Raw genomic sequence first — 25,382 nt, forward strand, 5'->3', positions numbered from 1 at the left:
CCCGAATCCGGGAACCGCATCGGACAAAACACCATCCGTGACACCCGGAAACCACACCGGAACGCAAGAAAGCGAACCAAGAATTTGGTTTCCATTTGAAAGGGGGTCGGTCGCAATCTTTCCGCATCAGCGGCGGCGACTCGATCTACTTTACACACCCCCAAGACCCCACGCAAATCACCCCCACAGCACCATCCTGCGCTTCAAAACCCGCTACAACACGGCAATTCCGCGCCCAGTGCCACCTGAGTGAAAGCCTTTAGGGCCGCCAGCCAAAAACATGCCGTGCGTCACAAACAAGCGGCGCGGTGCCGCCACCCAGCCGTGCAGCCACCCAGCCGCGCCGCCACCGAGAGTCAGTGCCCGGCTGCGCCCGCGGTCTTTCGCATCATGGTGGACAGCACTACGGCAACCACCGCAATCAAAGTGGCCGTCAGGAACGCGGCCTGCATCCCAGCAACAAAGCCGGACGCAGCCGAGACCACGGCAAAGATCGAAACCAGGAGCGCCGTCCCTGCAGCTCCCGCCACCTGCTGCAGTGTGCTCATGATGGCCGAGCCGTGCGAATAGAGGTGCGGCGGAAGCGGGTTGAGGCCAGTGGTGAACGCCGGCGTGAACAGCAAAGCCAAACCCAGGCTAAGCACTGCGTAAAGGACCACGACCCACCACAGGGGGCTGCTCGCGTTGAGCATTGAGAACTGCCACAGCGTGAGCACCAGCAGGATGGAACCCGTGACAGTCAGTGGAAGCGGGCCTATCCTGTCGAACAACCTGCCGACCACCGGACCGAGCAGGCCCATCGCCAAGCCGCCCGGAAGGAGCGCAAGGCCGGTCTCCATTGGCTGCAGGTGGAGAACGTTTTGCAGGTAGAGCGGTAGCAGGATCACTCCGCCGAACAGGGCCATCATGGCAACCACCATGAGCAGGACCGAGACCGTGAACATGCGGAAGTTGAATGCCCTGAGGTCCAGCAGGGGCGCGTCGGACTTCTGCAACTTGAGCTGGCGGAAGACGAACGCCACCATGCACAGGACGCCGATCACGAGTGCAGCGATCGGAACGGCGGTTGCTCCGGAGTGGCCGCCGATCTGGCTCAGTCCATAGACCAGCCCACCGAAGGCAGGAACGGTCAGGACTACCGAGACGAAGTCCAACCTGACGTTGCCGCGTTCACCGACGTTGGTCAGGAACTTGGCGCCAATGCCCATCGCCAACAAGGCCACCGGCAGTACGAAGACGAACATGAATCGCCACGAGAAGTGGTCGAGGATGATCCCGGAAACCGTGGGACCCAAGGCCGGCGCAACCGAGATGGCAATGGTCACGTTGCCCATCACGGCACCCCGGCGGGACAGAGGCACCAAGGTCAAGATGGTCGTCATCAGCAGCGGCAGCATAATTGCCGTGCCGCCCGCTTGGACGATGCGCGCCAACAAGAGCACTCCAAAACCCGGGGCCAGTGCCGCGAGCAGGGTACCGCCGCTGAACAGTCCGATGGCCAGGAGGAATGCAGCTCGAGTGGTGAGCCTCTGGAGGATGAAGCCGGTGGTGGGGATGACCACGGCCATGGTCAGCATGAATCCAGTGGAGAGCCACTGGACAGTAGGCGCGTCGACATTGAGGTCCGTCATGAGCCGCTGCAAGGCGACGTTCATGATGGTCTCGTTGAGGATCACTACGAAGGTGGCGACAAGGAGCGTGACGATGACGGTGACAGACTCGCGCGACATCCTGTCGCTGGCTTGCTGTGTCCCTGTTTCCGGCATGGGGTTGCCGTGCGCGTCGGATGTGACGTCGGTAGACATGAGGATCCCTCAGCTTTGGGTGCGATGGTTTCCGGCGCTCGTCACCGGTGAAGATTGCAACAGTCTAAGCCTCAACGGCATTCCCGTCAGCAGCTTAATCCAAACGTTTGCGTACTGGCATCCGGAAGTTAAGAGAGTTCAGGAACCCAGCGGCAGGTTGTCGATCAAGCGCACGGGCCCGACCTTCGCCGCAATGAGTGCAAGCCCTTCGCCCCGGAAGGGAGTTTCCTTGCAGTTTTCGGCGAGCGGTTCCAGCGTGCGGGGATCGACGACGTCGAAATAGTCCAGCTTCACGAGGGGCTGCGATTCAACGAGCGCGACGGCGGAGTCCAGCTCGAGCGGCTCGTTCGCTAGGGCACGGGACTCGAGCAGGCGGAGGGCGCGGGACAGCACCAAGGCCGCTTCACGCTCTTGTTCGGAAAGGAAACGATTCCTGCTGGAAAGGGCCAGCCCGTCCGCGTTGCGCACAGTAGGTACGGCCACGATGTCCACCGGAAAGCTGAGATCTGCCACCATCCGCTTCACGAGCGCCAACTGCTGGGCATCTTTCTGGCCGAAGTACGCGCGGTACGCGGCAGCACCGCCGTCGGCGGCTGGACCGCCCGGCAGTCCGTAGTGCAACAGTTTGGCGACCACCGTTAGGGCGCCGTCGAAGTGGCCGGGGCGCGAGGCGCCCTCCCATTTCTCGCCCAACGGTCCCGAAGTCACCCGGACCAGCGGCTCCCCACCGGGGTAAACCTCTTCTACGGAAGGGGCGAAGACGAGATCCACGCCCTCGGCGTCCAGGAGGGCCATATCGGCATCAAGCGTGCGCGGGTAGCGTTCGAGGTCCGCGGCCTCGCCGAATTGCAGAGGGTTCACGAAGATGGAGGCCACCACTACGTCGTTCTGTTCGACGGCGGTGCGGGCCAGAGCCGCGTGACCCGTGTGCAGCGCTCCCATCGTCGGGACGAGGCCCTGCGAGCTCCCGCGCTTTTCCGCGAGCAACCGCGCGCTTTCTGCCCGCAATTCCGCTGCAGTGGTCACAAGTTTGATGGCCATTCTCAGTTTCCTTCCTGCGTCCCGGCAGCGTCGTTGCCTGGACGGTCTTCACCGTTGTCCGGCGTACCCGAGGCGTCCAAGGCGTTGTTGATGTCGCCAAGCTGGCCCTCTTTGAGCAGTCCGCGATTGACAGCCCGGCGGGCCGTGGCGCGGGCCATGGCCCGGTAGGCGGCGAGGACATCGCCGCCGGCACCGCCGTCGTACTCCTTGAGGGCCTCCGCGTGGGCGGCGACGGTTCCCACATCCCCGCGGGCCACGGGCCCGGTCAGTGCAGATTCGCCTGAGGCCAGGGCGTTCTCCAAGGTGGCGCGGAGCAAGGGGCCGAGCATGCGTTCGGGCGCGTCGACGCCGATATCCCGGAGCAATTGGGAGGACTGGGCCACAAGGGTGACCATATGGTTCGAGCTGTGCGCGAGGGCCGCGTGGTAAAGCGTGCGATCGGCCTCGGCAATGGCCACCGGTTCAGCGCCCATCTCCACCACGAGGGCTTGGGCGATGGGCAGCATCGCGGCGTCGGCAGTGACCCCGAACGTGCAGTCCATGAGCCGGGTGAGGTCCAGGCTCATGCCCGTGAACGTCATGGCCGGGTGGAGGGCGAGCGGAATGGCGCCTGCGGCGCGGACCGGTTTCAGTATTCCGACGCCGAAGCGGCCGGACGTGTGCGCCACGAGCTGTCCTGGCTGCCATGCGCCGAGCTTGGCCAGTCCCGCCACGAGTTCGCCGAGGGCATCGTCCGGAACGGCAAGGAGCACCAACTCGGACCGCTCCACGATCTCCTGGATTTCGAGGATCGGGACCCCCGGCAGCAGCGACTCCGCCCGCTCCCGGCTCGCCTCCGACACTGCGGAAACCCCGACGACGGCGTGCTCGGCCCCGCGCAGGGCCGCACCCAGTACGGCACCCACCTTGCCGGCGCCAATGATTCCTACGCCGAGTCGTCCTGGCCTAGCCATGGTCGGGTTCCTCCTGGGTTGATGCACGCCGCATGGCATGCGTGGCGGGCGGGGCCGGCATGGCGGCGGACGGAAGTTGTGCCAGCCATTGCTCGGAATTGTCCTGTGCCAGGTTTTGCAGTTTGCGGGCTTTGCGGGCCCGGGCCGCCTGCTGGTCGAACAAGCCGACTGCTTCCTCGGTGGCTGCCTGGATGAGGCGGGGCGCTACCGGTCCCGGAGTCGTATGCAACACGAGGTCGGCGACGCCGAAGAGCCGGGCCAACGGACCTTGGTGGAGGGCGATCGACTGCGTTCGTTGATGCGGGACCATCACCAACTTCCGCCACAAGCGACCGGAGCGCAGCAGCAGGGCCGTGTCCGTTGAAAGGAAGCCGTTGCGTCGCCAGCCCAACGGGGAAAGAAACCAGGCACGCTTGGGGGTAGTGACAAAGCCGGCGCCTGAATCCAGTCCGGTCAACCCGGCGGTGAACACCCGTTCAGGATCGGCGGTACCAGGATCGGGCAAGACGAGCGAGAGCATCATCATCACTTCAGGCTTCCGGCCGACCGGAAGCAACAGGGTCCGGTGCTCGCCTTCGCTGCGGTGGTGTTCACCGTAGCCGGCAACGTTCACATGGATCCTGTACCAGCCGAGAATCCGCCACAGCGGCGGCTGCGTGACCTTGAGGGCCTGGATGCGGCCGGGAGGCACGGTTTGGGCCCGGGTGTCCAGGAGCCCGTAGCGCACACGGATCCCGTCCGGGGAAATTGCCGCCGTAAAGTTGTAGCCCGTGTTGAACGATCGCCAGTAGGCGGTTCCCAAGCCGAGGATTGCCGGAATCAAGTAGAGGATGAAGGCCCGGGACTCGGTCAGCACTGACACCAACACGGACGCGATGGCGCTGAGCACAATGAAGAGGCTCTGCTCGCTCAGGATCAGCGAACCGACAAGCCGTCCAGGCGGCACGTAGAGCACCACCTGCTCGGGGGCCTCGGGCACGTCGACCGTTTCGCTCCCGTCAGCAATGCCGGCGGCCCGGCCCAGGATCGTGGCACGGAGCTGTTTGGCCTGGGCGAGCCTGAGGTAAGAGAGCCGCACGGCCGAATGGCCGGCGTCGGCCACCTCGAACTTCAGCTCCGCGAGCCCGAAAATACGGGCAAGCAGGGGCTGCACGATGTCGATGGCCTGGACCCGGTCAAGCCGCGCCTGGCGCTGCTGCTTGAACAGGAAGCCGGTGTTGACCCTTACGTAGCCTTCGGCAAGCTGGTACCTGGTGAAGTACCAGCTGAGGACGAAAGAACCCAAAGCCAGTAACAGCACGACGCCGCCCCCGGCCAGGAGCCAGAGCGTCCGTTCGTTGAAGTTGCCGCCTATGGTCCCGCGGCCTTGGAGGGCCCGTTCGAAGGTATCGCGGCCGAAGAAATAGACGATCGCCGCCAGTGCCACCCATCCCCGCACGAAGGGCGACGCCGGGTGGACGCGGTGCCAGTCGCCGTCGACGACGGTGTGTTCCTGGGTCACAGCCCGGCCAGCCTCGCTTCGCCGCGGGCCGAAAGCTGCTCGCGCAGCCGTGCGCCTTCAGCGGCGGGAAGTCCGGGAAGGTGGGCGTTGGTTCCGGCTGAAGCGGTGTGGAGTTTGAGGGTGCACAGCCCGAGGACCCGCTCGACAGGTCCAACCGCAACGTCGACGTATTGCATCCGGCCGTAGGGAACCACCATGGTCCGCTGGAAGAAGATGCCGCGGCGGATCAGCAGGTCGTCGTCACGTTCCGCATAGCCGATGGCCCTCACTTGCCTCGGAATCAACACAAGCCGCCACAGGCCAACCAGCAGAAAGGCCGCGGGAACGGAGACGGCGAGCCACAGCGGCGGCCACTTCCACCATCCCAGTTCCACGAAAAGCAAGGGCAAGCTGAACAGGCCGATCGTGATCACGTTGCCAATGGCCCACTCGACAACCCGCACGGTCACGTATTTCCGCGAAACGCGCAGCCACTGGATGCCAGGAGGATCAATCGCCGCGGTATGCATATTCGCCTTCGCCCTTGGCCTCGCCACGACGTGGATCCCTGACGCCGGGGCCGCCTTCCAGGTCTTCCGGAGGGATTCGGCAGAACCGCTCCACCACGAGGCCCACGATGGCCATGATGAGCCCGCCGCCGCCCATGATGAGCGCGAGCCACAAGATGCCTTGGTCGCTCCGGAAGCTCCAGAGCCGGAGTTGCTCAATCACGATTCCCACATGCCAGCCCAGCAGCACCGCGCCGGCATAGGCGCAGGCCTGGGCCAGGATCAGGGTTCGCGCCGCCAAGATGGGGTTGAGCATGGTCTTTTTCTTGCCGTTGCGCCACCGCAGGACGCGGATGCCCATGATCAAGGTCAGCACGGCGATGAAGCCCATGGTTATCAACGCGGAAGGAGGAAGAACCGGCGTCGCCATGCTGTAGCGCGTAGTGAGCACGGTGGTCAGCCAGCCGATGGCGGCAAGAACGACGGCGATGATCGCCAACAAGAGCGGTCGCATGGCCTTCATGGACTATTCCACCGCTCCCGCGGCAGCGACGCTGCCGGATCCATCGAAACCGTCGAAAGGCCGAAGCCCGGGAAAGTCCTCGGCTTTGGCGGCCAGCTCGGCGACGCTCTCACCGTTGAGCCGCGCAGCAGGGTCCAGGAGGGCCCACGGATACAGCACGAAGGCCCGCTCCGCAGCCCGCGGATGCGGCAGGGTCAGTGTTTCGTCGTCGCTTCTGAACTCGCCATAGACGATGATGTCCACGTCCAAAGTGCGGGGGCCCCAGCGGACCTCGCGGACCCGGTGGTGCATTTGTTCGACGTCGTGGCAGTGTTGCAACAGTTCCAGCGGCGTAAGCGTGGTCTCAATGGCGATCACCATGTTGAGGAAATCCGGTTGCCCCACAGGCCCGCCCACGGCTTTGGTCTGTACCACCGGGGAGACTCCGAGCAGGCGGATTTCCGGGCGGTCAACGAGGTCGGCGACCGCGGTGGAGAGGGTGTCGTTCCGCTCACCCAGGTTGCTGCCCAAGGCCAGGATGGCTTTCGTGAAACGGGAGGTCATGCACGCTCCCTGTGGACACTGACGGTGACGTCACCGAAGGGTACCTCGATGGGGGCCTTGGGTTTGTGGACCGTGACATCGACGGCGGCAACGTTGAAGCCAGCCAGGATCCCCTCGGCGATCCGTACGGCGAGGGCCTCGATCAGGTTGAGGGGTTCGCCCGTAATGAGGGATGTGATGTACTCGGCCACTTCGCCGTAGTGCGCCGTGAACTGCAGGTCATCGGTTTCCGCTGCCTTGCTGAAATCGGTGTACAGCACCGCGTCGACGACGAACGGCTGTCCGTCACGGCGCTCGAAGTCGAAGACGCCGTGATGCCCGACGGCGGTCACGCCGGTCAGTGTGATCCTGTCCAAACCGGTTCCTCCCCCTTTGTCCACGAAGCTTAGTGTCTGATGCGTGCGGCAACCTTGACGGCGTCAAGGCTGGGGCCGACGTCGTGGACGCGCACGGCCCAGGCGCCGTTCGCGGCACTGATAGCCGTGATGGCAGCGGTTGCATGATCGCGCTCCTCCGGTGCCGCCGCCTTGCCGGCCACCGTCAGGAGCGTCCCGAGGAAACGCTTGCGGGAAGCTCCAATCAGGACCTTGTGGCCAAGTTCATCCAGCTTGCCGATGTACTTGAGGAGTTGCCAGTTCTGGTCCTCGTCCTTGGAGAAGCCCAGGCCTGGATCCACAATGATTTGCTCCGGTGTGACGCCTGCCGCGTAGAGCTTGTCGCGGACGCCCTTGAGCTCTTCGATGACTTCCTCAACCACATTGCCGTAGTCGGCAAGGCTGTTCATGGTCTCGGCGTCGCCCCGGCGATGGGTCAGGACATAGGGCACTTTGGTGCGTGCAACGAGTTCGGCCATCTCAGGTTCGAGGCTCAGCCCTGAGACATCGTTGATGATCGCGGCGCCGGCCTCCACGGCCGCGGCGGCCGTGGAGGCATGCGTCGTGTCGATGCTGACGAGCGCCCCGGCCTTCACGAGTGCCTGAATCACCGGCAAGACCCGGCGCTGTTCTTCTTCCGGGGAGACGGGCTCGGCGCCCGGGCGGGTCGATTCGCCGCCGACGTCGATGATGTCCGCTCCCGCGTACAACATGCGCAATGCGTGGGCGATGGCGGTGTCCGCCGTGGAGTGCTTTCCGCCGTCGCTGAATGAATCCGGCGTGACGTTCAGAATTCCCATGACGAGCGTGCGGTCGGCCGGCAGGTCCGCGAAGCGGGCAGCTGGACGTGGTTTGCGGAGAATGGGCAGGGGGCTGGTAGCCGGGCCCGTTCCTGGTGCTGCTGCGAGGGAATCCATGGTCTTTGTTACCTTCCGAGTATGAGGCTCATGGCTTCGGCGCGGGTGGCCGGGTCATGAAGTTGCCCGCGCACTGCGCTGGTGACGGTCTTGGCGCCGGGCTTGCGGATGCCACGCATGGACATGCACATGTGTTCGCATTCGACGACGACGATCGCGCCCCTGGGCTTGAGGTGGGTCACGAGCGCTTCGACGATCTGGGTGGTCAGGCGTTCCTGCACTTGGGGGCGGCGGGCATAAATGTCGACGAGGCGGGCCAGCTTGCTCAGCCCCGTCACTTTGCCGTCGTGGGAAGGGATGTATCCAACGTGCGCGACGCCGTGGAACGGCACCAAATGGTGCTCGCACGTGGAATAGAAAGGGATGTCCTTGACCAGCACGAGTTCCTCATGGTCGAGGTCGAACGTGGTGGACAGGACATGTTCGGGATCCTGGTGCAGGCCCGCGAACACCTCGGCGTAAGCCTTGGCTACGCGCTTCGGCGTATCCACCAGTCCGCCACGGTCCGGGTCCTCGCCCACCGCAATGAGGATCTCGCGGACGGCCGCCTCGATGCGGGGGCGGTCGACCTTATATGAGTGGTGGCCGTGGCCGTGGCCACCTGATTTTCCCCCGGAGGCGTCGCCAAAGTCGTCACTGGCGGCACCGCTGAAGTCGTCGTCGTCGATGTGAGTCACAGCAGAAAGCTTAGCCTTGATGCGAAACGTCGGTGCCCGCGTCAGGTCCTTGACCAGTGAATGACTCCTGGCTGCCGACTCCCTGCGGGTGCGGGGGCTGGGCGTCCAAAGGCTCTTCGAGACGAGCTGCCTTGGCTTGTTCCTGGGCTTCGCGCTCGGCCTTCTCCGCACGGGATTCCACCGGAGGGATGGTCTGGACCGGACGGGACTCCTTGGAGAGCCATACCTCGCGGAAATCACGCTTGCGGATGTCGCGGAAGATGTGGGCGATCTCGGCCTGGTTCAGCGTTTCGCGCTCAAGCAGCTCAAGGGCCAACTGGTCCAGGACGTCGCGGTTCTCGGTCAGGATGGCATAGGCCTCGTCGTGGGCCTGATCGATCAGGCGGCGCACTTCCTCGTCAACGATGTACGCCACCGAGTCCGAGTAGTTGCGTTCCTGTGCCATGTCCCGGCCGAGGAACGGCTCGCCGCCGCCGGCGCCAAGCTTCACGGCGCCGATGCGCTCGCTCATGCCGAACTGGGTGACCATCTTGCGCGCAGTTCCAGTGGCCTTTTCGATATCGTTCGAGGCGCCCGTGGAGGGGTCGTGGAAGACGATTTCCTCTGCAACGCGGCCACCCATGGCATAGGCCATCTGGTCGAGGAGTTCGTTGCGCGTGATCGAATATTTGTCGTCCTCGGGAACGACCATCGTGTAGCCGAGTGCGCGGCCTCGGGGCAGGATAGTGATCTTCGTGACAGGGGCTGAATTGCGCAATGCCGCTGCCACCAGGGCGTGGCCGCCTTCGTGGTAGGCGGTGATCTTCCGCTCCATTTCCTTCATGACGCGGCTGCGCTTCTGCGGGCCGGCCATGACGCGGTCGATTGCCTCGTCCAGGGCGCGGTCGTCAATCAGGTTGGCATTGGACCTGGCCGTCAGGAGTGCGGCCTCGTTGAGCACGTTGGCAAGGTCGGCACCCGTGTAGCCCGGGGTCTTCTTCGCGACGCCTTTGAGGTCGACGCCGTGGGCCATCGGCTTGCCCTTGGCGTGGACGTTCAGGATCTGTTCACGACCAATCAGGTCCGGTGCCTCAACAGTGATCTGGCGATCGAAGCGGCCCGGACGGAGCAGGGCAGGGTCCAGGACGTCCGGACGGTTGGTTGCCGCGATCAGGATGACGTTGGTCTTGACGTCGAAGCCGTCCATTTCGACGAGGAGCTGGTTAAGGGTCTGCTCGCGCTCGTCGTTGCCGCCGCCGATACCGGCGCCACGGTGACGTCCGACGGCGTCGATCTCGTCAACGAAAATGATGGCGGGCGCATTGGACTTGGCTTGCTCGAAAAGGTCGCGGACGCGCGAAGCACCGACGCCTACGAACATTTCGACGAAGTCCGAGCCCGAGATGGAGAAGAACGGGACGCCGGCCTCGCCTGCGACGGCGCGGGCCAGGAGGGTCTTGCCGGTGCCCGGAGGGCCGTACAACAGCACGCCCTTGGGGATCTTCGCGCCGACGGCTTGGAACTTCGCCGGTTCTGCGAGGAATTCCTTGATCTCCTGGAGCTCTTCGACGGCCTCGTCCGCACCGGCAACGTCAGAGAAGGTAACCTGCGGCATGTCCTTGTTGACCAGCTTGGCCTTCGACTTTCCGAACTGCATCACCTTGGAACCGCCGCCTTGCATGCGGGAGAGCAGGAACCAGAAAAGCACACCCAGCAGGAGGACGGGGATGAGGAGGGAGAACAGCCCGGAGAACCAGTTGTTCTCGACGGGCTGGTCCGTGAAGCCACCGGATGGCTGGGCGTTGGTGACGGCCTTGACGACATCCCCGGCTCGCGCGGTGACGTAGAAGAACTGGACGTTCTTGCCTTTGTCCTGGCCATCGATGACGAGGTTGTCTTTCAGCGTCAGGTCAACGCGGTTCTCGGCATCGTAGATTTTGGCCTGGTCCACCTTGCCGCTCTGCGAGAGGATCGCGAGGCCCTTGTCGGTGTCGATACGGGTGGATCCGCCGGGGGCAAGGGTTGCAAATGCCACCAGGAGCAAGCCGACTACGACAACAATCCAGATGCCCGGGCCCTTGAAGAAACTCTTAGCTTTCATCTGTTCGGGGGCTCCGCCCCGTCCCTCCTGGTAGTGCTGCACGGCGCAGCTTCTGCGCGCGTGTGGTGCTGCGTCAGTTTCTAGCTTTACACCGTTCGGAGTGATTCACGCACAGTGAGAGGCAAAAGTTCCCTCTAGGCGTACATGAACACGGAATTCCGGAAGTTCCCGGGGGAAATCCACCGTTCTTTCAGGATCCCCGCGCAGCGGGTCGAACGCAATCGTCGAACGGTTGCAACTACTGCACGGTACAGGCCGGGTTGGCGCCCGCCAGTCCCATGGATGCGTTTGCCGTGGCCAAGGAGGAGACCCACCCCGAGCCGTCCTTCGTCTGCAGATAGACACCGTAGGAGCCCCCCAGCAAACCGCCGAGCACGCCCGACTTGAATTGCGTCGTGTACACGCCTCCGACAGGGCCCGTCGTGGAGAGGTTGGTTCCCAGCACCACGCCTGTCAGATTCGGGAGAAGTCCCCCGTTGGCTACGTAGTAGTTCACGTTGGCGGGCGCCGCATACGCGGTTCCCGCCGGGAATCGCCAGTTGACGGTGATCACGGGGCTGGTCCCGGCGACCCCGGGGCTGAGCGTACACGGGCCGATCATGACCGGCGGGGGAACCGTGAGCGCGTTCAGTGTACCGGAGCCAACTTCGGAGGCGGACCAGCTCGCGTCCGTGGTCCCCGTTCCGCCCGGGACCACAAACAGTGCGGCCGCGACCCCGGCCACCGTGAGCAGCGATCGCAGGCGATGCGGCTTCGAAGGTGTTGCCATCAGTCCCCACCCGGATCACGGGCGGGCGCGATTCCGTCGGCAGCCGCACGGGCGCCGGCGAGCTTGGACGCGAGAGCCCCGGCCAGGACAGTCCCAAGGCCCAGAAGGGCAAAGATGCCCAGGCGGAAGCCGGTATCCGCGAGAGCGGTGCCGGGAAAGTCGTGTGGCCCGGCTGGCTCGCCGGCGGCGTCCACCCTGGCCGTAATTCTGGTTGAAAGCCCCTGCACGCTGTTACCCGCCGACGGCGAAAGCGTCACCTCAAGCAGCAGTTCGACGCCGGCCGGAATTCCGCCGTCGGGATTTGCAAGACTGGTCGCACCACCCAAGGAGGAAAGCGTCGTTGTCGGGATGACGGTGTTTTCACCGGACCGGCAGACCTCCGCCGCCCAGGCGGTGGTGCAGCTGCGGACACCTACCGTGACGACTCGTGCCGACTCATCCGATGCGGCAAGCTCCATAAGTGGGCCGTCCGCAAGCAGCCGCATCCTCAAATCGTGCAGGGTCACGGCCCTGGCGGTCACCCCGATACTCCATCGGCTGGTAGATCCGGGCGCAAGGACGGCCGGCGGATTGCTCCCCCCGTGTGTCAGGATCAGGTCCGGCCCGTCTGTCGCCGCCGACGCCGGAGCGGAGCAGAGCAGACCCAGCGATACCAAGGCGACCGTCGCCGCGTAACGCCTGAGGCTCCCGTGTCCGATCATCGCCTCGCCTTGATTCGGGCCCGCGGGGCCCTCTCGGGGCGGGGCCACAGCGCCCAGGTCACCAACGCGGACACGGCAACCGTAGTGCCGCCAAGCACCCAGGGGCTCGATGCTCCCGCAACAACGTAGGCAATACCCGGCACCGAATAGAGCACCGTGCGGACTTTGGAGACGGTGTACGGTGCGGGATCCTCCACGGGATTGGCGTCGCCTTTGAGCGTGAGGACGGCCGTGGCGCCGTCGACCATCCGGGAGGATGTGACCCGGTGGGTGACGGGCAATTGTCCCGGCCGGTCCACGGTGACAACGTCCCCTGTCCGCACTTCCGACGCCGGGACCTCGCGGACTATGGCCAAGGATCCAGCAGGGATCCCGGGAGACATCGAGCCGGTCTTGAACATGATGAGCGTGATGTGGAAAAAGACGGCGGCCAACGTCAGGAGGATGCAGATGGCGCCGCCGATCGCCGCGAGGTTAAGCAACGTCTCGCGCACGACGTCGGCGAGGCGCCTGCGGTTGTCGGCCGTCCGTCGTCGGGACCCCACCGGCTCAAGCACCGTCCTCATGAGTCGGACGTTCCCTTGATTTCCCAGGTTGCCGTCACGCTGGCCCCCTGCAGGGAGTTGTCCGCGGAGGCAAGCATCGTGACCTCGAAGCACATCTGGGTGGGGCTCAGCGAGTTCGCAGCCACCGCTGTGGCGGCACCGGCCGTGGTGAGTGGCACCGTCGACGCCGAGGTCCCGACAAGGTAGCTCGCCCCGGCCGTGAACTGGCTCGAGTCGCACGATCCGGACGAGTACCTGACCACGCGATAGGTCAGTGCAGCGGCCAGGGCGGCGTTGTTGTTGCTGGCTCCTTGGAGCGTCAAGGTTCCGGAAAGCGACCCCGCAGTAGTCCGGATCCAGATGGGAGCGTAGTTGACGGTGCTTGGTGACATTCCTGCAGCACTGAATGCCATGGTGGCAGCGGATCCCGACGTGGGATGTGCCAGCCATGCACCTCCTGAGTTGACGGAGGATTCGATCTGGAACGAGCTGGCGGTGAATGTTCCTGCCGCGAACTCGGAATCGTTCCAGGCAGCGAGGGTCAGCGTGCATCCGGCACCGAGGACAAGGCCCCCGGCCAAGATGGCGCGCACACGGAGGAAGCGCTGGCGGCCCCGCTCAGGCCGACGAGTCGCCCTGCGTCCGGTCATCGCGGCTGGTCAGGAGGTGGATGCCGCAGCGAACTGCCACGTGGCCGTGCCGTTTTGCCCTTGGACCAAGCCGGCGGCCGCAGTCACTTTGAAGCAGAGGAAGACCGCGTCACCGGGATCGCTCGCGGGGCTGCCGGGGCTGAGGGTGAACGTGACTCCGCTCAGCGCTCCATTGAGAGCGGTACCCGCCTGCACCAATTCGGTTCCCGTGGTGCTGCTGGAGCATCCGAAGGACGTGGGCTGGACAAGTTCATAACTCAGGTTCGCAACCGACCCGGTGGCGGTGGCTGTATTCACCGTGACAGTGGAGCCTGTAGTGGTGTTGGCCGCGAGCCGCACCGCGAAGGGCGCGTAGACGGTGTCCCCCGGCGCCAGATTGGTCGGGTTGAGGGTGAATGGCAGGGTGGCGCCAGGGGAGGCAGCGTGGTCCGTGTACGACGCGCCGTCTGTGCTTCCTTGAAGATTGAAAGTGCCCGCCGTGAATGTTCCGGTGGCGAACTCGGAATCGTTCCACGCGGCCAACACAACCGCCGCGCCGACCCCCAGGACCAATCCGCCGGCCAAAAGCGCCCGCATCTTTCCGCGCTTTGACATTGAAACTGAACTCGTACTCAAAATGCCCCCCACAGGTCAAGTCAAACGACTAATGAGCTGAACGCTAACACGCAAATCCCCCATTATCGGCAGCCCTCCCCTAATGAGTTAAAAAGAGAAGTCGGCCTCCCAATGGGGCGGCCGACTTCTCTCGCTTTCATTTGCGTCTAGGACGCGAAATGAAAGGCTATTCGTAAACGTGCGGGGCGAGGGTTCCCACAAAGTCCAGGTTGCGGTATTTCTCGGCGTAATCGAGACCGTATCCGACGACGAATTCGTTGGGAATGTCATAGCCGACGTACTTGACGTCGATCTCGACCTTGGCGGCCGTGGGCTTGCGGAAAGCGGTGCAGATTTCCACCGAGGCGGTGCCTCGCGATTCGAGGTTGGTCTTGAGCCAGGAGAGGGTCAGGCCGGAATCGATAATGTCTTCGACAATCAGGACATCCTTGCCCATGAGGTCGGTATCAAGGTCCTTGAGGATGCGCACGACGCCGGAGGACTGGGTACCGGAGCCGTACGAGGACACCGCCATCCAGTCCATGCTGACGTGGCTGTGCAGCGCACGGGCGAGGTCTGCCATGACCATGACGGCACCCTTGAGCACGCCGACGATCAGCAGCTCGCGGCCCTCGTAGTCCTTGTCAATCTGTGCAGCAAGTTCGGCGATCCGTTGCTGGATCTGCTCCTTGGTGTAGAGAACGTGTTTGAGGTCTGCCTGGACGTCGTTTGAATCCACCAATGGCTCCTGTGTTGATGCGTGGGTGCGGCTACTGTTGGGGCGATCTTTGATGCCGGAATACTAGCTTCCCACAGCCGCCGCCTTCGCGGGGAACGGCAGTTCCCCCGGCTGCGGCCTCCCGCTCCAATTCGCTCAGGGATACGCGGTAGACGCTGACGCTACCGGGAAGCTGCACGGGGCCCGCGGATCCCTGGCGACGCAGCAAGCCTTCGGCGGCCTGAAGCCGCCCGTAGCCGGGCTGTTGGCCCCCGACGTCGGCCGCCGCCTTGGCGATCACGCGGAACCTCAGCGCGGGGGACAATTCCCTCAAGCGGTCTTCCGGGAGCCAGACCCCGTCGTCGCTCCGGTTCACGAGGCCCGCATAGCTCTCAGCGGCAAGGTGCTCCAGGAAGTCGGCATCCTGTTGCAGGATCGCTGCGGTGCGGGCGAGTGATTCGGCCACCCCGGGCCCCAGCTTGTCCTCAAGCAAGGGCATCACCTCAACCCTGGTCCGCGAGCGGGCGAAGGCGGGGTCAGCGTTACTGGGATCGTGCCAGGTTTCGAGTTCCTCGACCTCGCAGATTTCGAGCGTTTCGGCGCGGCGAAGCCCGAGGAAGGGACGAAGGAGCTTGCCGCGGGCGGGCCGCATCCCGGCGAGGGAACGCGTTCCCGAGCCCCGGGCCAGGCCCAGCAGCACCTGTTCGGCCTGGTCGTCCAGCGTGTGCCCGAGCAGGATTGCTCCGCAATCAAGTTCGGTGGCGGCCGCTTCGAGGGCCGCGTGCCGGGCGTCCCGGGCTGCCGCCTCGGGACCGAACCCGGTAGCTGCCACTTCCACGGTCCGCAGCTGGACGGGCGAGAGTCCCAGCCCTTCAAGGATCGCCACGGTCCGTGCCGCGACCTCAGCCGAGCCTTCCTGCAGTTGATGGTCAACCACGACGGCGGCTACGCTCACGGGGCGGCCGTGAACGTGGCCACGCCGGGCAAAATAGGCTGCCACTGAGGCAAGCGCCAAGGAATCCGGCCCCCCGCTGCAAGCCACCAGGATTCGCTCGGGGTAGCCCGCGGAGGCCAGCGCGTCCTGCAACATATTCCGTGCTTTGCCGACGACCGGCGCCAAACGCCCGGGACGCCGTCGTCCACTGCTTGGAGCGCTTCCAGTGCTTGGTGGGTTTCTACTGCTTGCGCCCTGGCCCGATGTGGTGCCTGCGGTCACAGCCCCATCCGCTCAAGCCACAGCTTGGAGTCGTGGATCTCGGTCTCCGTAGGCAGTTTGTCGGCCGATTCCCAGACCCGGTTGAGGCCCTCCATGCCCGCCACCGCAACCACTTCGCGGACAAACTTGGCTCCGTCGCTGTACTGGCGCATCTTGGCATCCAGGCCGAGGATGTTGCGGATGAACTTCTCGATCACGCCCCGGTCCTTGCCCCGTGCGTTGAAGCGCTGCCTGATGGTCTTCACCGAAGGGACAAGGGTGGAATCGACGGCGTCCATCACCACGTTGGCGTGGCCTTCAAGCAAGCTCATGACAGCCGTGAGATGCGAGAGCGAGGCCTTTTCCTCAGGGTTCTGGAGCAGGTCCAAGATGGCCCCGCGGCCGGGTGTGGCGCCGGTGGAGCGGTCGCGCAGGGAGCGCGCGGCGGCAGTGGCGCGATCCATGATGGAGTCCACATTGCCGATGAGATTGGCGCTGAGGCGCTCGATTTCCTCGAGCATGTGGGTCCGGAGCCAGGGAGCCGCGGCGAACTGCACCCGGTGGGTCTGCTCGTGAAGGCAGACCCAGAGCCGGAAATCGTCTGGATCGACGTTGAGCTCGCGCTCCACGGAGATGATGTTCGGAGCCACCAGCAGGAGCCGGCCCGCAGGCGGTGCTTTCGAGTCCGGGGCGAGCGCGGCGAAGGGATCGTATTGGCCCAGGACTTTGCTCGACAAGAAGGCAAGCACAGCCCCGAGCTGGCTGCCGGTGATGGCGCCGCTCGCGGCCGCTGCTGCCGGTGTCATCGCCGGACCCCGCCGGGAATCCAGCATTTGCTTAAGGGCCGGCTGGAGCATCACCGCAAAACTCTGGGTATTGGCCTTCGCCCACGACGCCCGGTCAACCACGAGCACATGGGAATCGCGGAGATCGCGCGCGGCTTCCAAACCGGTGATGTCATGCACATGCGGTACCGAAATGTCCGCACTGAAGCGCAGGCTGTCCACGGCTTTGCCGATCTGGGCCGGACTCAGTATTGGACCGGGGGGAGCGAGCCGGGCGGCCGTGGAGGCGGCCAGCTCCCAGTTGATGAGGGACTGGGCTTGCTGCTGAGACTCCATACGAACCATCAGAACACAACAGTCTGAATCTGCACCCTTAAGTTCGCTCAGCGGCGAACGCCAGGCAGCGGCAAAGGTCAGCCGGCCCGGCAACCGCATGACGCGAGGGCCGTCGCGGACCTGTCCAGCGCCACTTTGTTCCCCGCCGCGCCCGGCGTCAGCCCGTTGCCGATAAAGGAAAAGACCAGGAGGCGGCCGTTCGCGTCCACCACATAGCCGCTCAGAGCGATCACCGAATTCAAGGTGCCGGTCTTGGCCCGCACCAATCCAGCCCCTTGGGAGGTGGTGGCGTCTGCGTAGCGGTCGCCGAGCGTCCCGGTCAGCCCGGCAACGGGGAACCCGGCGAGGGCGGCACGGAGGCGAGTGTCCGGTCCGGAGGTAATCGCCCGCACCACATCCGCGAACTGCCGCGCGGACACCTGGTTGCCCAAGGCAAGGCCGGACACGTCCGCCAAGTGCATGGAGTCCGTCGCGATCCCCAGTTCCGCCACCTGGGCGCTCACGGCCGCCGTCGCGCCGTCGTTGGATCCCGGCTTTCCAGCGGACAGCGCGGCCATCCGGCCGAATACCTCGGCGAGGTAGTTGTCCGAGGTTTCCAGCATCAAGTCCACCTGCTCGCGGACGGTCGCAGAAGCCACGCTGGCAAGGACGTCCTGCTTCCCTGCCGGAGCGGCGGCGCGTTCCACACCGGGGACCACTGTGAATCCGGCGGCGGCGCCCGCGGCTTGGAGTTTCCCGGCGAAAGCCTCGGCGGCGGTGAGCGCAGCGTCTTGCGGACGCGGACCGGTGGTTGCTCCCGGGCTTGTCCGGGCCGAGTTCAGGGCGAGCGGAAAGATCGGCGCGGTTTCACCGGCAGCGACGTCGTCGAGGCTCCACGCCGGATTCAAAGCCGGACCGGTGAACAGTCCATCGTCCAACTGGACTGTGACCGGACCCTTCACACCGCGGTCCTGAAGCGCTTTCGCCGCATCTGCCGCGAGAGTCTCCAGGCCGGCATGGCCAAGCACTTCGCTTGGCTGGGACGGGCCGTCGCCGAGCAGGACGTCACCCCCGGCGCTCAAGATGATCGTCGACGGCGAAGGTCCCGTCAAGACCCGCGTGTTGAAGCGGGTCTCCGGGCCGATCGCCCGCAGCGCCGCGACCGCCGTCAGCAGCTTCATGTTGGACGCCGGCACCCGGTTCTTGGCGCCGTCGCGATCGTAAAGCGGAAGTCCGGTCAACGCATCTTCAACGACGCCGGTGAAGTCTCCCCCGCCGTCGGGCGTCAGGAGGGCGTTGAGCTGGCTGGTGACATCGGCCTGCAGCGGGACCGGGGCGGAAGCGTCCAAAGGGGCAACGATCTGGGTGCGGCTCAGTTGCTTGGGGACCTGTTGCCAGGCCGGCACCTGGGGCGCGGGCGCAGCGGCTACCCCGAAGAAGCCGGGTGCGACTCCGAGGCCCATCGGCACCGCCAAGGCCGCGATGACCGCGGCCAACAAAACCAGTGGCAGAAAGCCGACGACACCCTTCGGTTCCGGCCTCGCGGGCGTCCCGGCTCTGGGCTTCCGGGGCCTGAGAACGGGATTTTCCTGCTGTTCCGGAGACTGGTTGTCAGCCCCCGCCTCGTCAACGCCCTTCATGCAGCTTTAGTCCTCAAAGTCTTGAATGTCCCCACCGTTTCAAGAAACTTGGGCCTCTCGCTATATCCTCAATAGTAGTCGGCGGCGTCGGCTGCTCTGTTGCCGCGCCCATGCCAATACCGTCAAGGAGCATTCCATGAAGCACGACGTCACGATCGAGATCCCCAAGGGGTCGCGCGTCAAGTACGAAGTTGACCACGAGACCGGCCGCGTCCGCCTGGACCGCGTCCTGTTCACCTCCATGCAGTACCCCACGCACTACGGGTTCTTCGAGAACACCCTTGGCGAGGACGGCGACCCGCTGGACGCACTGGTCCTCCTGCAGGACTTCGACCTTTACCCCGGCGTCATCGTTGAATCCCGCCCCATCGGCGTTTTCAACATGACCGACGATGGCGGCGGAGACGCAAAGGTCCTCTGCGTTCCGGCCGACCCGCGCTTCGACCACATCCAGGAAATCTCCGATGTCAGCGAATTCCTGATCAAGGAAATCGAGCACTTCTTCACCCGTTACAAGGACCTTGAGCCGGGTAAGTGGGTCAAGGCTGAAGGCTGGGCCGACCGCGCCGCCGCCGAAGCCGAGCTGGAGGCTTCCATCAAGCGTTACGTTCCGGTCTCCCACTAGTCCCCGCTACCTCCCCACTTCCGACGGCGGCGGGTGCGGTTCCATGCGAACCGCACCCGCCGCCGTCGTTAATGGGTGGGGACCCGACACGGAACGGATCGGCCCACAATCGCCGGGCACCCGCCGTCGTAACGAGAAGTTGGCTCTGGATTAACCGCTTGAAAGTCAGCTACCTGCCGGTAATGTTTGATCCACAATGTTCACCCTGACCATCAACCAACGCGACAGCCGCGGCGACGGAGACCTCGTACCGCAGCTGCTCAAAGACCTGCGCCACGTCCCGGCGTGCTTGGACTTTGACCGCTCGGTGGAGGACGAAGTCCAGGGCATCGTGGAATTCCCCCATCAGGCCGTGGATTCAGCGCTCATCGCCTTGAGGAGCGGACAGTGGTACGTGGGAATCGGCGTGGGACCGGTCAACGAACCCCTGCCGCAGCAAATCAAAGACGCCTCCGGACACGGCCTGGTCTACGCACGCCGCGCCGTGGACCGCTTGCGGAACGGCAAAGAGCGGGTCCCTGTGGCAGTCGAGGGGCCGATCGCTGCCCTCGCTGCCGAATCGGAGGCCGTGCTGCGGCTCCTGGGGCACATCGTGCAGCATCGGAGCGTTGCCGAGTGGCGCGTCCTGGACCTGCTGACGCCCGGCGTGCGTGGGCAGCAGAAGGCCGTGGCCCAGGAACTGGGGATCAGCACCCAAGCCGTGAGCAAGGCCCTGGCACGCGCCCAATGGGTGGAGGAGCACGCCGCCCGGCCGGCCGCGGCGCGCTTGCTGCAGTTGATCCTCGACGTTTACTGATTGCGTCAGCCCGCGTTCATCCATATTGTCCTCGACACGTCCGTTCTTCCCGGCCTACCTTGAGTCCATGATCTCCAAGCCAAAGCTTGGGCGGCTTCTTCCCGCTCTCAGGCAGGCCGTCACAGGCCACCGACTCCTGTTTGCCGCAAAGACGGCCGTCGCGGCGGGGGTGGCTTGGTACCTCGCGCCGCTCATGCCTGGGACAGCCGCCGCCTATCCCTATTACGCTCCCTTGGGCGTCCTGGTCAGCATGCACCCCACTGTTGCGGCTTCCGCCAAGCATGGGCTGCAAAGCCTGCTGGGACTCGGATTGGGCATTGCCATGGCCTTCGCCGTGACCACGGTCACCACCCCGAACGCGCTGGCGGTGGCCGTCGTCGTCGGCCTGGGCGTGGTTATCGGCGGCCTGCCAAGGCTTGGAAGCGCCTCCGAATGGGTTCCCATGGCGGCGCTATTCGTGCTGGTCCTGGGTTATTCGAATGCGCAGGGATTCTCTTTCGCGTACGTCCTGCAAATGGCTATGGGCGTGGCCGTCGGATTCGCGGTGAACTGGCTGGTCTTCCCTCCCCTTCATCTTGAAGGCATCGATCCCGCCATCGACGGACACCAACGGGCATTGTCCAAGCAACTCAAGGACATGGCCAGCGCCATGACGGAATCCTGGCCACCGGACCATGAGGAATGGGCGAGCCGCAGCGGCGAGCTCGCACGTACCGCGACCGACGTGCGGGCAGCTGTCCAAGCGGCGAAGTTGAGCGCAAAAGCGAACCCGCGGTCCCGCCGTCGAGCCCGCCGGCTGCCCGCCGACCTGGCCGGTTTGCGAACGCTGGAACGGCTGACCTTTCACGTCCAGGACATCACGGACGTCCTGGCAAGCGTCATCTGGGAAGAGGACGCGGGAACGGTCATTCCGGAGGGTGTCCCGCCAAACCTGGCTGAGGCGCTCGACGACGTAGCAACAGCGATCCGGCAATGGAGGCACGGAGATTCCGGAGACTTCCGGGATGCCCTGGACGAAGCCCGGGACAGTGTGGCAGCACTAAGTGACACCGTTACGGAAGCAGCCGCCGGCCAGGAGTCCGTGAACGCCACCGCATCGGTCGCCATGAGCCTCCGCCGGATCATCACTGTGGTCTCCGACGACGCCTGAGCTAGCGATGGGGTGAACTGGCGTAGCCCCGCAGCGCGGGGCTACCTCAGTTGCGCAGGTTCAGTTGAGCAGGGCTATTACAGCAGGCGACGCAGGATGAGGGCCGCACCGTCGTCGTACACCGAAGCGGTGACCTCGTCCGCGACGGCGATGACTTCCTCAGGCGCCTGGCCCATGGCGACACCGCGCCCGGCCCAGCTGAGCATTTCGATATCATTGCGGCCGTCCCCCACTGCCACCGTGTGGCGCGGGTGCGTGCCAAGCCGCCGGCGCAACTGCTCCAAAGCGCTGGCCTTGGTGACCCCGGCGGCGGCGATATCCAGCCAGGCCGTCCAGCCCACCGAATAGGTGACCCCGGACAGCCCGATCTTGCGAATGGCTGTGGAAAATTCTTCGGCCGTGTTTTCGCTGCTGAACACCACGACACGCACCGCAGTGGCATCGAGCATGGTCTGGAAATCGACGCCGATGGCCTCAACGCCGAAGCTGGCGTCCTGGAACCGCTCCGTGGAGAGGAAGTTCCCGTCCTCGTCCTCAAGCGCGTATTTGGCGGACGGAAGCTGCTCGCGAAGAGCCATCAACGCGGGGGCGGGATCGAACGTGGCCTTGTGAATGATCTCGTAGCCTGCGTCCAGTTGGGGGTCGAGCCGCAATGTGACACCTCCGTTGCAGCACACGGCATATCCCCGTTCCAGCCCTATCTGCTCAATGATGGGCAACGTGGCGTTCAACGAACGGCCCGTGGCGATCAGGACGTCGTGGCCGTGGGCTACAACCGCCCTTGCGGCGTCGCGGACACCAGGTGACATGTGGCCATCGTGATCCACGAGGGTTCCGTCGACGTCCAACGCCACCATGAGTTTGTGATTCACATTCCGCTGGTCATCGATGCCAGCGACTGAGGTACCAGTCAATATAGTCATGCCTCCAGTGAAGCAGACCCCACCGCCGCCAGCTAGGACGCAGGCCACAGCAAGGGATTAACACGCGGTGAATACTCCCACGTTGTCCACAGTGTGAATATTAACTTGAGGCCTTGCCGCGAGGCCGTAGTCCGGCGCGCAGGAGCTTCTGCCGAAGACGGCCCGGCTGTGCGACTCCCCCACCGATTCGGCCTTCGTGTGGGCCAAGCTCGCGATGCGGAGTGCTCTGTGTTTGGTGGCATCAGCCACGATCCCGTCCAGTGCCCCCGGTTGTGGAGGACCGCTCCACCCCGCCCACTGAGCTACAGAACGGGCAGGACCTCAAGGCCTCCGATGTACTTCTGGAGGGCCTTGGGGACGTTGACCGAGCCATCCGGGTTCTGGTGGTGCTCCAGGATGGCCACGATCCAGCGGGTGGTGGCCAGCGTGCCGTTCAGGGTAGCCACGGCGCGCGTGCCCTTCACTACGCCGTCCTCGTTGACCGCGCGCTCACGGATGTTCAGGCGGCGGGCCTGGAAGGTGGTGCAGTTGGACGTCGACGTGAGCTCGCGGTACGCGTTCTGCGTGGGAACCCAGGCTTCGCAGTCGAACTTCCGGGCCGCGGACATGCCGAGATCGCCCGCCGCGGTGTCGATCACGCGGTACGGGAGCTCAACCTTGGCCAGCATTTCCTCTTCCCAAGCCAGGAGCCGCTCGTGCTCGGCAGCGGCCTCTTCAACCGTGGTGTAGATGAACATCTCCACTTTGTTGAACTGGTGGACGCGGATGATGCCGCGGGTGTCCTTGCCGTGCGAACCCGCTTCGCGACGGTAGCAGGAACTCTGCCCCGCGTAGCGGATAGGCCCGGCCGACAGGTCCAGGATCTCGTCCGCGTGGTAACCCGCGAGGGCCACTTCCGAGGTTCCCACGAGGTAAAGGTCGTCTTCGGCGAGACGGTAGATCTCGGCGTCGTGCTTTACATCGAACCCGGTGCCCTGCATGGTCTCCGGACGCACCAAAGTGGGGGTGATCATCGGGACGAAGCCGGCCTCGATGGCTTGGTCCATGGCCATCTGCAGCAGGGCCATCTCCAAGCGGGCGCCGACGCCGCGGAGGAAGTAGAAGCGCGCGCCTGAGACCTTGGCGCCGCGTTCCATGTCGATCGCGCCAATGAGTTCGCCGATTTCCAGGTGGTCCTTCGGCTCGAAGTCCGGGAATTCGCGCGGGGTGCCGACCGTCTTGACCACGACGAAGTCGTCCTCGCCGCCCTCAGGCACGCCGTCCACAATCAGGTTGGGAATGACCCGCAGCAGCTCTTCCTGCTTGGCCTGGGCTGCGTCGGCTTCGGCGGAGGCAGCCTTGACCGAATTGGCCAGTTCCTTGACCTCGGCCAGCAGCGCCCGTTTTTCGTCGCCCTTGGCCTGTGCCACCTTCTTGCCGAAGGCGTTCTGCTCCGCACGGAGGTTTTCGTAGCGGATCAGGGCCGCGCGGCGGTCCGAATCGGCGGAAATGATCGCGTCCACCACGGACTCGTCGGCGCCGCGGGCGCGCTGGCTGGCACGGAACTTGTCCGGGTTTTCGCTGAGGTCTTTTACGTCGATCACCAGACAAGAGTATCGAATGAGCGCGCAGCTCCGCGGCCAATGCCCGACGGCGGCCGGCACCCCCTTCCGCCGTGCACCGCCGCGCCTGCAGCGGGATAGGGTTGAAGCACCATGAGCAACTGGATCCTGTACGTGATTCTGGCTGGGGGCGTGGTCTTCGCCGTCTCCAGTTGGTGGGGCGTGCGCCGGCTCAGGGCCAGGCATACCCGCAGCGCTGTGCATGAAGACGCACACAAGCCGGAAGCCGGCCTGCAAAGGGTGGCCGTGGTCCTTAACCCGGTCAAGGCGAAAGCCGAGGACGCGCGGAGGATCATCCGGGAAGCCTGCCATCTTGCGGGCTGGGACGAACCCCGTTTCTTCGAAACCACCGCAGACGATCCCGGCCATTCGCAAACCAAGGCGGCACTCGCGTATAAGCCCGACGTCATACTCGTCGGCGGCGGCGACGGCACCGTGCGCGTCGTGGCTGAGGCCCTCGCGCACACCAACGTCGCGATGGGCTTGATTCCCTTGGGAACCGGAAACCTGCTGGCACGCAACGTGAACCTGGATGTCAACGATCTGCGGGGCAGCGTCCACACAGCGCTCTTCGGCCACCAGCGCTACATCGACACCGCCCGAATGGCGATCCACAACGAGCTGACAGGCGCCTCTTCCGAGCATGCATTCCTGGTGATCGCCGGCATGGGACTCGACGCCGAGGTTGTGGGCGATACCAACGACGGGCTCAAGAAGGCAGTCGGCTGGCTGGCCTACACCGAGGCGGGTGTCCGCCACCTGCCCGGCCGGCGCAAAAAGGTCACCATTGCCATGGACGACGAGCCCGAGCAATCCCGGAAAATCCGAAGCGTCTTGTTCGCCAACTGCGGCCTGATTCCGGGCGGCATCGACTTCATCCCCGGTGCGATGATCGACGACGGCGTGCTGGACGTTGTGGTCATGAGCCCCCGTAGTGCCATCGGCTGGCTCGCGGTGTACGCCAAGATCCTGTTCAAGCACAACCGGAACCTGCCGGTCATGAATTACTACCGTTCGGGCAAAGTTGTCATCAGCAGCAGCGAACCGATGGCCACGCAACTTGACGGTGATCCCTCGGGCGAGGCCACGAAGGTCACCGTCAAGGTGGAGCCGCGTTCTCTCCTCGTGCGCGTCCAATAACCGGTACTCGTGCAACTACCGGTGCGCGCGCGACGGCGCAACGCGCTATTTGGCGTTCTTCGCCGCTTCCGTTGCTTTGTGTTCTGCCAAGGCTTTGGCGGCTGCGCGCGCTTCCGATTGCTCGCGAATCATCGCCTGTTCTTCCTCAAAGCGCAGCCGATCGGCCCGGTCGGCGTCGTCGCCGTCCCAGTCCTGGTTGTCCGCCTTGGGCTTGGGATTGACGATCATTCCCTGGCCGCTGGTGTCATTGCTATTTCCTGACATGGCCCGCTCCCTCCGTTAGGGGCATGCGTCCATCAATTGTGGATCAAGCAAGCATACGCACAGTTTTAT

Annotated in this window: 27 protein-coding genes; 4 read left to right on the top strand and 23 right to left on the bottom strand. The window is 64.7% G+C overall.

The features are described from left to right. Positions 1-356: 356 nt before the first annotated feature. The 20 genes from VLA65_RS19645 to dacB all read right to left on the bottom strand — a co-directional run bounded on the left by VLA65_RS19645 (position 357) and on the right by dacB (position 18,637). On the bottom strand, positions 357-1,805 hold the full coding sequence (locus VLA65_RS19645; RefSeq protein ID WP_306964413.1) for a DHA2 family efflux MFS transporter permease subunit: 1,449 nt from the start codon (positions 1,803-1,805) through the stop codon (positions 357-359). A 138-nt stretch (positions 1,806-1,943) separates the two neighbouring features. Then, entirely contained in the window at positions 1,944-2,846 is a 903-nt protein-coding gene (panC, locus tag VLA65_RS19650) for a pantoate--beta-alanine ligase (protein ID WP_332603464.1), read from the bottom strand. A gap of 2 nt (positions 2,847-2,848) precedes the next feature. Further along, a complete protein-coding gene (locus VLA65_RS19655) occupies positions 2,849-3,799 on the bottom strand; it encodes a Rossmann-like and DUF2520 domain-containing protein (RefSeq protein ID WP_332603465.1) in 951 nt (316 codons plus the stop codon). After that, complete coding sequence (locus VLA65_RS19660; protein ID WP_332603466.1) at positions 3,792-5,300, bottom strand: PH domain-containing protein; 1,509 nt, start codon at positions 5,298-5,300, stop codon at positions 3,792-3,794. The genes VLA65_RS19655 and VLA65_RS19660 overlap by 8 nt, the downstream gene beginning before the upstream one ends. Further along, positions 5,297-5,809 carry a PH domain-containing protein gene (locus VLA65_RS19665; protein WP_284990226.1) on the bottom strand — a complete coding sequence of 171 codons (513 nt, stop codon included), beginning with the start codon at positions 5,807-5,809 and terminating at the stop codon, positions 5,297-5,299. Before VLA65_RS19665 ends, VLA65_RS19660 begins: the two co-directional genes overlap by 4 nt. Beyond that, complete coding sequence (locus VLA65_RS19670; protein WP_059388929.1) at positions 5,790-6,311, bottom strand: DUF3180 domain-containing protein; 522 nt, start codon at positions 6,309-6,311, stop codon at positions 5,790-5,792. Before VLA65_RS19670 ends, VLA65_RS19665 begins: the two co-directional genes overlap by 20 nt. A gap of 3 nt (positions 6,312-6,314) precedes the next feature. Continuing rightward, on the bottom strand, positions 6,315-6,854 hold the full coding sequence (folK, locus tag VLA65_RS19675; RefSeq protein ID WP_284990225.1) for a 2-amino-4-hydroxy-6-hydroxymethyldihydropteridine diphosphokinase: 540 nt from the start codon (positions 6,852-6,854) through the stop codon (positions 6,315-6,317). Next, positions 6,851-7,210 (bottom strand): dihydroneopterin aldolase, encoded by a 360-nt coding sequence (folB, locus tag VLA65_RS19680; protein WP_059388928.1) that lies wholly within the window; start codon positions 7,208-7,210, stop codon positions 6,851-6,853. The genes folK and folB overlap by 4 nt, the downstream gene beginning before the upstream one ends. 29 nt (positions 7,211-7,239) lie before the next feature. Further along, entirely contained in the window at positions 7,240-8,145 is a 906-nt protein-coding gene (gene folP, locus VLA65_RS19685) for a dihydropteroate synthase (protein WP_332603467.1), read from the bottom strand. Between the two features lie 8 nt (positions 8,146-8,153). Continuing rightward, complete coding sequence (gene folE, locus VLA65_RS19690; RefSeq protein ID WP_284990223.1) at positions 8,154-8,822, bottom strand: GTP cyclohydrolase I FolE; 669 nt, start codon at positions 8,820-8,822, stop codon at positions 8,154-8,156. A gap of 10 nt (positions 8,823-8,832) precedes the next feature. Beyond that, positions 8,833-10,902: an ATP-dependent zinc metalloprotease FtsH gene (gene ftsH / locus VLA65_RS19695; protein ID WP_284990222.1), complete on the bottom strand. Its 2,070-nt coding sequence runs from the start codon at positions 10,900-10,902 to the stop codon at positions 8,833-8,835. 238 nt (positions 10,903-11,140) lie between these two features. Continuing rightward, positions 11,141-11,671 (bottom strand): hypothetical protein, encoded by a 531-nt coding sequence (locus tag VLA65_RS19700; RefSeq protein ID WP_332603468.1) that lies wholly within the window; start codon positions 11,669-11,671, stop codon positions 11,141-11,143. After that, on the bottom strand, positions 11,671-12,372 hold the full coding sequence (locus VLA65_RS19705; protein ID WP_284990220.1) for a hypothetical protein: 702 nt from the start codon (positions 12,370-12,372) through the stop codon (positions 11,671-11,673). Before VLA65_RS19705 ends, VLA65_RS19700 begins: the two co-directional genes overlap by 1 nt. Continuing rightward, positions 12,369-12,938: a signal peptidase I gene (locus tag VLA65_RS19710; protein ID WP_059388927.1), complete on the bottom strand. Its 570-nt coding sequence runs from the start codon at positions 12,936-12,938 to the stop codon at positions 12,369-12,371. The genes VLA65_RS19705 and VLA65_RS19710 overlap by 4 nt, the downstream gene beginning before the upstream one ends. Continuing rightward, positions 12,935-13,510: a SipW-dependent-type signal peptide-containing protein gene (locus VLA65_RS19715; protein WP_306964400.1), complete on the bottom strand. Its 576-nt coding sequence runs from the start codon at positions 13,508-13,510 to the stop codon at positions 12,935-12,937. Before VLA65_RS19715 ends, VLA65_RS19710 begins: the two co-directional genes overlap by 4 nt. A gap of 66 nt (positions 13,511-13,576) precedes the next feature. Continuing rightward, positions 13,577-14,161 carry a SipW-dependent-type signal peptide-containing protein gene (locus tag VLA65_RS19720; RefSeq protein ID WP_059388925.1) on the bottom strand — a complete coding sequence of 195 codons (585 nt, stop codon included), beginning with the start codon at positions 14,159-14,161 and terminating at the stop codon, positions 13,577-13,579. Between the two features lie 187 nt (positions 14,162-14,348). After that, positions 14,349-14,900 carry a hypoxanthine phosphoribosyltransferase gene (gene hpt / locus VLA65_RS19725; protein WP_059388924.1) on the bottom strand — a complete coding sequence of 184 codons (552 nt, stop codon included), beginning with the start codon at positions 14,898-14,900 and terminating at the stop codon, positions 14,349-14,351. A 31-nt stretch (positions 14,901-14,931) separates the two neighbouring features. Continuing rightward, positions 14,932-15,969, bottom strand: coding sequence for a tRNA lysidine(34) synthetase TilS (gene tilS / locus VLA65_RS19730; protein ID WP_284990219.1), 1,038 nt, complete (start codon positions 15,967-15,969; stop codon positions 14,932-14,934). Between the two features lie 122 nt (positions 15,970-16,091). After that, positions 16,092-17,195 carry a zinc-dependent metalloprotease gene (locus VLA65_RS19735; RefSeq protein WP_332603469.1) on the bottom strand — a complete coding sequence of 368 codons (1,104 nt, stop codon included), beginning with the start codon at positions 17,193-17,195 and terminating at the stop codon, positions 16,092-16,094. A gap of 77 nt (positions 17,196-17,272) precedes the next feature. Next, positions 17,273-18,637 (bottom strand): D-alanyl-D-alanine carboxypeptidase/D-alanyl-D-alanine endopeptidase, encoded by a 1,365-nt coding sequence (dacB, locus tag VLA65_RS19740; protein ID WP_332603488.1) that lies wholly within the window; start codon positions 18,635-18,637, stop codon positions 17,273-17,275. A 313-nt stretch (positions 18,638-18,950) separates the two neighbouring features. On the opposite strand from dacB, the gene VLA65_RS19745 reads away from it, so the two are divergent. The 3 genes from VLA65_RS19745 to VLA65_RS19755 all read left to right on the top strand — a co-directional run bounded on the left by VLA65_RS19745 (position 18,951) and on the right by VLA65_RS19755 (position 21,385). After that, positions 18,951-19,439 carry an inorganic diphosphatase gene (locus VLA65_RS19745; protein ID WP_059388921.1) on the top strand — a complete coding sequence of 163 codons (489 nt, stop codon included), beginning with the start codon at positions 18,951-18,953 and terminating at the stop codon, positions 19,437-19,439. Between the two features lie 196 nt (positions 19,440-19,635). Beyond that, entirely contained in the window at positions 19,636-20,235 is a 600-nt protein-coding gene (locus VLA65_RS19750) for a hypothetical protein (protein WP_306964393.1), read from the top strand. 67 nt (positions 20,236-20,302) lie between these two features. Next, on the top strand, positions 20,303-21,385 hold the full coding sequence (locus VLA65_RS19755) for an FUSC family protein (protein ID WP_284990217.1): 1,083 nt from the start codon (positions 20,303-20,305) through the stop codon (positions 21,383-21,385). A gap of 77 nt (positions 21,386-21,462) precedes the next feature. Here VLA65_RS19755 and VLA65_RS19760 read toward each other — a convergent pair whose 3' ends face one another. Further along, positions 21,463-22,308 carry an HAD family hydrolase gene (locus VLA65_RS19760; protein WP_059388920.1) on the bottom strand — a complete coding sequence of 282 codons (846 nt, stop codon included), beginning with the start codon at positions 22,306-22,308 and terminating at the stop codon, positions 21,463-21,465. 302 nt (positions 22,309-22,610) lie between these two features. After that, entirely contained in the window at positions 22,611-23,891 is a 1,281-nt protein-coding gene (gene serS, locus VLA65_RS19765; RefSeq protein ID WP_332603470.1) for a serine--tRNA ligase, read from the bottom strand. Between the two features lie 111 nt (positions 23,892-24,002). Here serS and VLA65_RS19770 point away from each other — a divergent pair, with 111 nt between their 5' ends. Then, positions 24,003-25,049 (top strand): diacylglycerol/lipid kinase family protein, encoded by a 1,047-nt coding sequence (locus VLA65_RS19770; RefSeq protein WP_059388918.1) that lies wholly within the window; start codon positions 24,003-24,005, stop codon positions 25,047-25,049. A 45-nt stretch (positions 25,050-25,094) separates the two neighbouring features. Here the strand turns inward: VLA65_RS19770 and VLA65_RS19775 are convergent, their stop codons facing one another. Further along, complete coding sequence (locus VLA65_RS19775) at positions 25,095-25,313, bottom strand: hypothetical protein (protein WP_078107002.1); 219 nt, start codon at positions 25,311-25,313, stop codon at positions 25,095-25,097. Positions 25,314-25,382: the final 69 nt, after the last annotated feature.

The organism is Arthrobacter sp. S2(2024) (assembly GCF_036662515.1).
GTDB lineage: Bacteria > Actinomycetota > Actinomycetes > Actinomycetales > Micrococcaceae > Arthrobacter.

Excerpts from the sequence above, each read along its gene's own strand:
- VLA65_RS19775 (WP_078107002.1), bottom strand. The coding sequence starts at position 25,313 with ATGTCAGGAAATAGCAATGACACCAGCGGCCAGGGAATGATCGTCAAT.
- folK (WP_284990225.1), bottom strand. The coding sequence starts at position 6,854 with ATGACCTCCCGTTTCACGAAAGCCATCCTGGCCTTGGGCAGCAACCTG.
- folP (WP_332603467.1), bottom strand. The coding sequence starts at position 8,145 with ATGGATTCCCTCGCAGCAGCACCAGGAACGGGCCCGGCTACCAGCCCC.
- VLA65_RS19750 (WP_306964393.1), top strand. The coding sequence starts at position 19,636 with ATGTTCACCCTGACCATCAACCAACGCGACAGCCGCGGCGACGGAGAC.
- VLA65_RS19770 (WP_059388918.1), top strand. The coding sequence starts at position 24,003 with ATGAGCAACTGGATCCTGTACGTGATTCTGGCTGGGGGCGTGGTCTTC.
- VLA65_RS19705 (WP_284990220.1), bottom strand. The coding sequence starts at position 12,372 with ATGATCGGACACGGGAGCCTCAGGCGTTACGCGGCGACGGTCGCCTTG.
- VLA65_RS19710 (WP_059388927.1), bottom strand. The coding sequence starts at position 12,938 with ATGAGGACGGTGCTTGAGCCGGTGGGGTCCCGACGACGGACGGCCGAC.
- panC (WP_332603464.1), bottom strand. The coding sequence starts at position 2,846 with ATGGCCATCAAACTTGTGACCACTGCAGCGGAATTGCGGGCAGAAAGC.
- VLA65_RS19655 (WP_332603465.1), bottom strand. The coding sequence starts at position 3,799 with ATGGCTAGGCCAGGACGACTCGGCGTAGGAATCATTGGCGCCGGCAAG.
- VLA65_RS19645 (WP_306964413.1), bottom strand. The coding sequence starts at position 1,805 with ATGTCTACCGACGTCACATCCGACGCGCACGGCAACCCCATGCCGGAA.
- VLA65_RS19700 (WP_332603468.1), bottom strand. The coding sequence starts at position 11,671 with ATGGCAACACCTTCGAAGCCGCATCGCCTGCGATCGCTGCTCACGGTG.
- VLA65_RS19665 (WP_284990226.1), bottom strand. The coding sequence starts at position 5,809 with ATGCATACCGCGGCGATTGATCCTCCTGGCATCCAGTGGCTGCGCGTT.
- VLA65_RS19745 (WP_059388921.1), top strand. The coding sequence starts at position 18,951 with ATGAAGCACGACGTCACGATCGAGATCCCCAAGGGGTCGCGCGTCAAG.
- VLA65_RS19670 (WP_059388929.1), bottom strand. The coding sequence starts at position 6,311 with ATGAAGGCCATGCGACCGCTCTTGTTGGCGATCATCGCCGTCGTTCTT.
- ftsH (WP_284990222.1), bottom strand. The coding sequence starts at position 10,902 with ATGAAAGCTAAGAGTTTCTTCAAGGGCCCGGGCATCTGGATTGTTGTC.
- VLA65_RS19760 (WP_059388920.1), bottom strand. The coding sequence starts at position 22,308 with ATGACTATATTGACTGGTACCTCAGTCGCTGGCATCGATGACCAGCGG.
- VLA65_RS19755 (WP_284990217.1), top strand. The coding sequence starts at position 20,303 with ATGATCTCCAAGCCAAAGCTTGGGCGGCTTCTTCCCGCTCTCAGGCAG.
- VLA65_RS19735 (WP_332603469.1), bottom strand. The coding sequence starts at position 17,195 with ATGGAGTCTCAGCAGCAAGCCCAGTCCCTCATCAACTGGGAGCTGGCC.
- VLA65_RS19720 (WP_059388925.1), bottom strand. The coding sequence starts at position 14,161 with ATGTCAAAGCGCGGAAAGATGCGGGCGCTTTTGGCCGGCGGATTGGTC.
- tilS (WP_284990219.1), bottom strand. The coding sequence starts at position 15,969 with ATGTTGCAGGACGCGCTGGCCTCCGCGGGCTACCCCGAGCGAATCCTG.
- dacB (WP_332603488.1), bottom strand. The coding sequence starts at position 18,637 with ATGGGCCTCGGAGTCGCACCCGGCTTCTTCGGGGTAGCCGCTGCGCCC.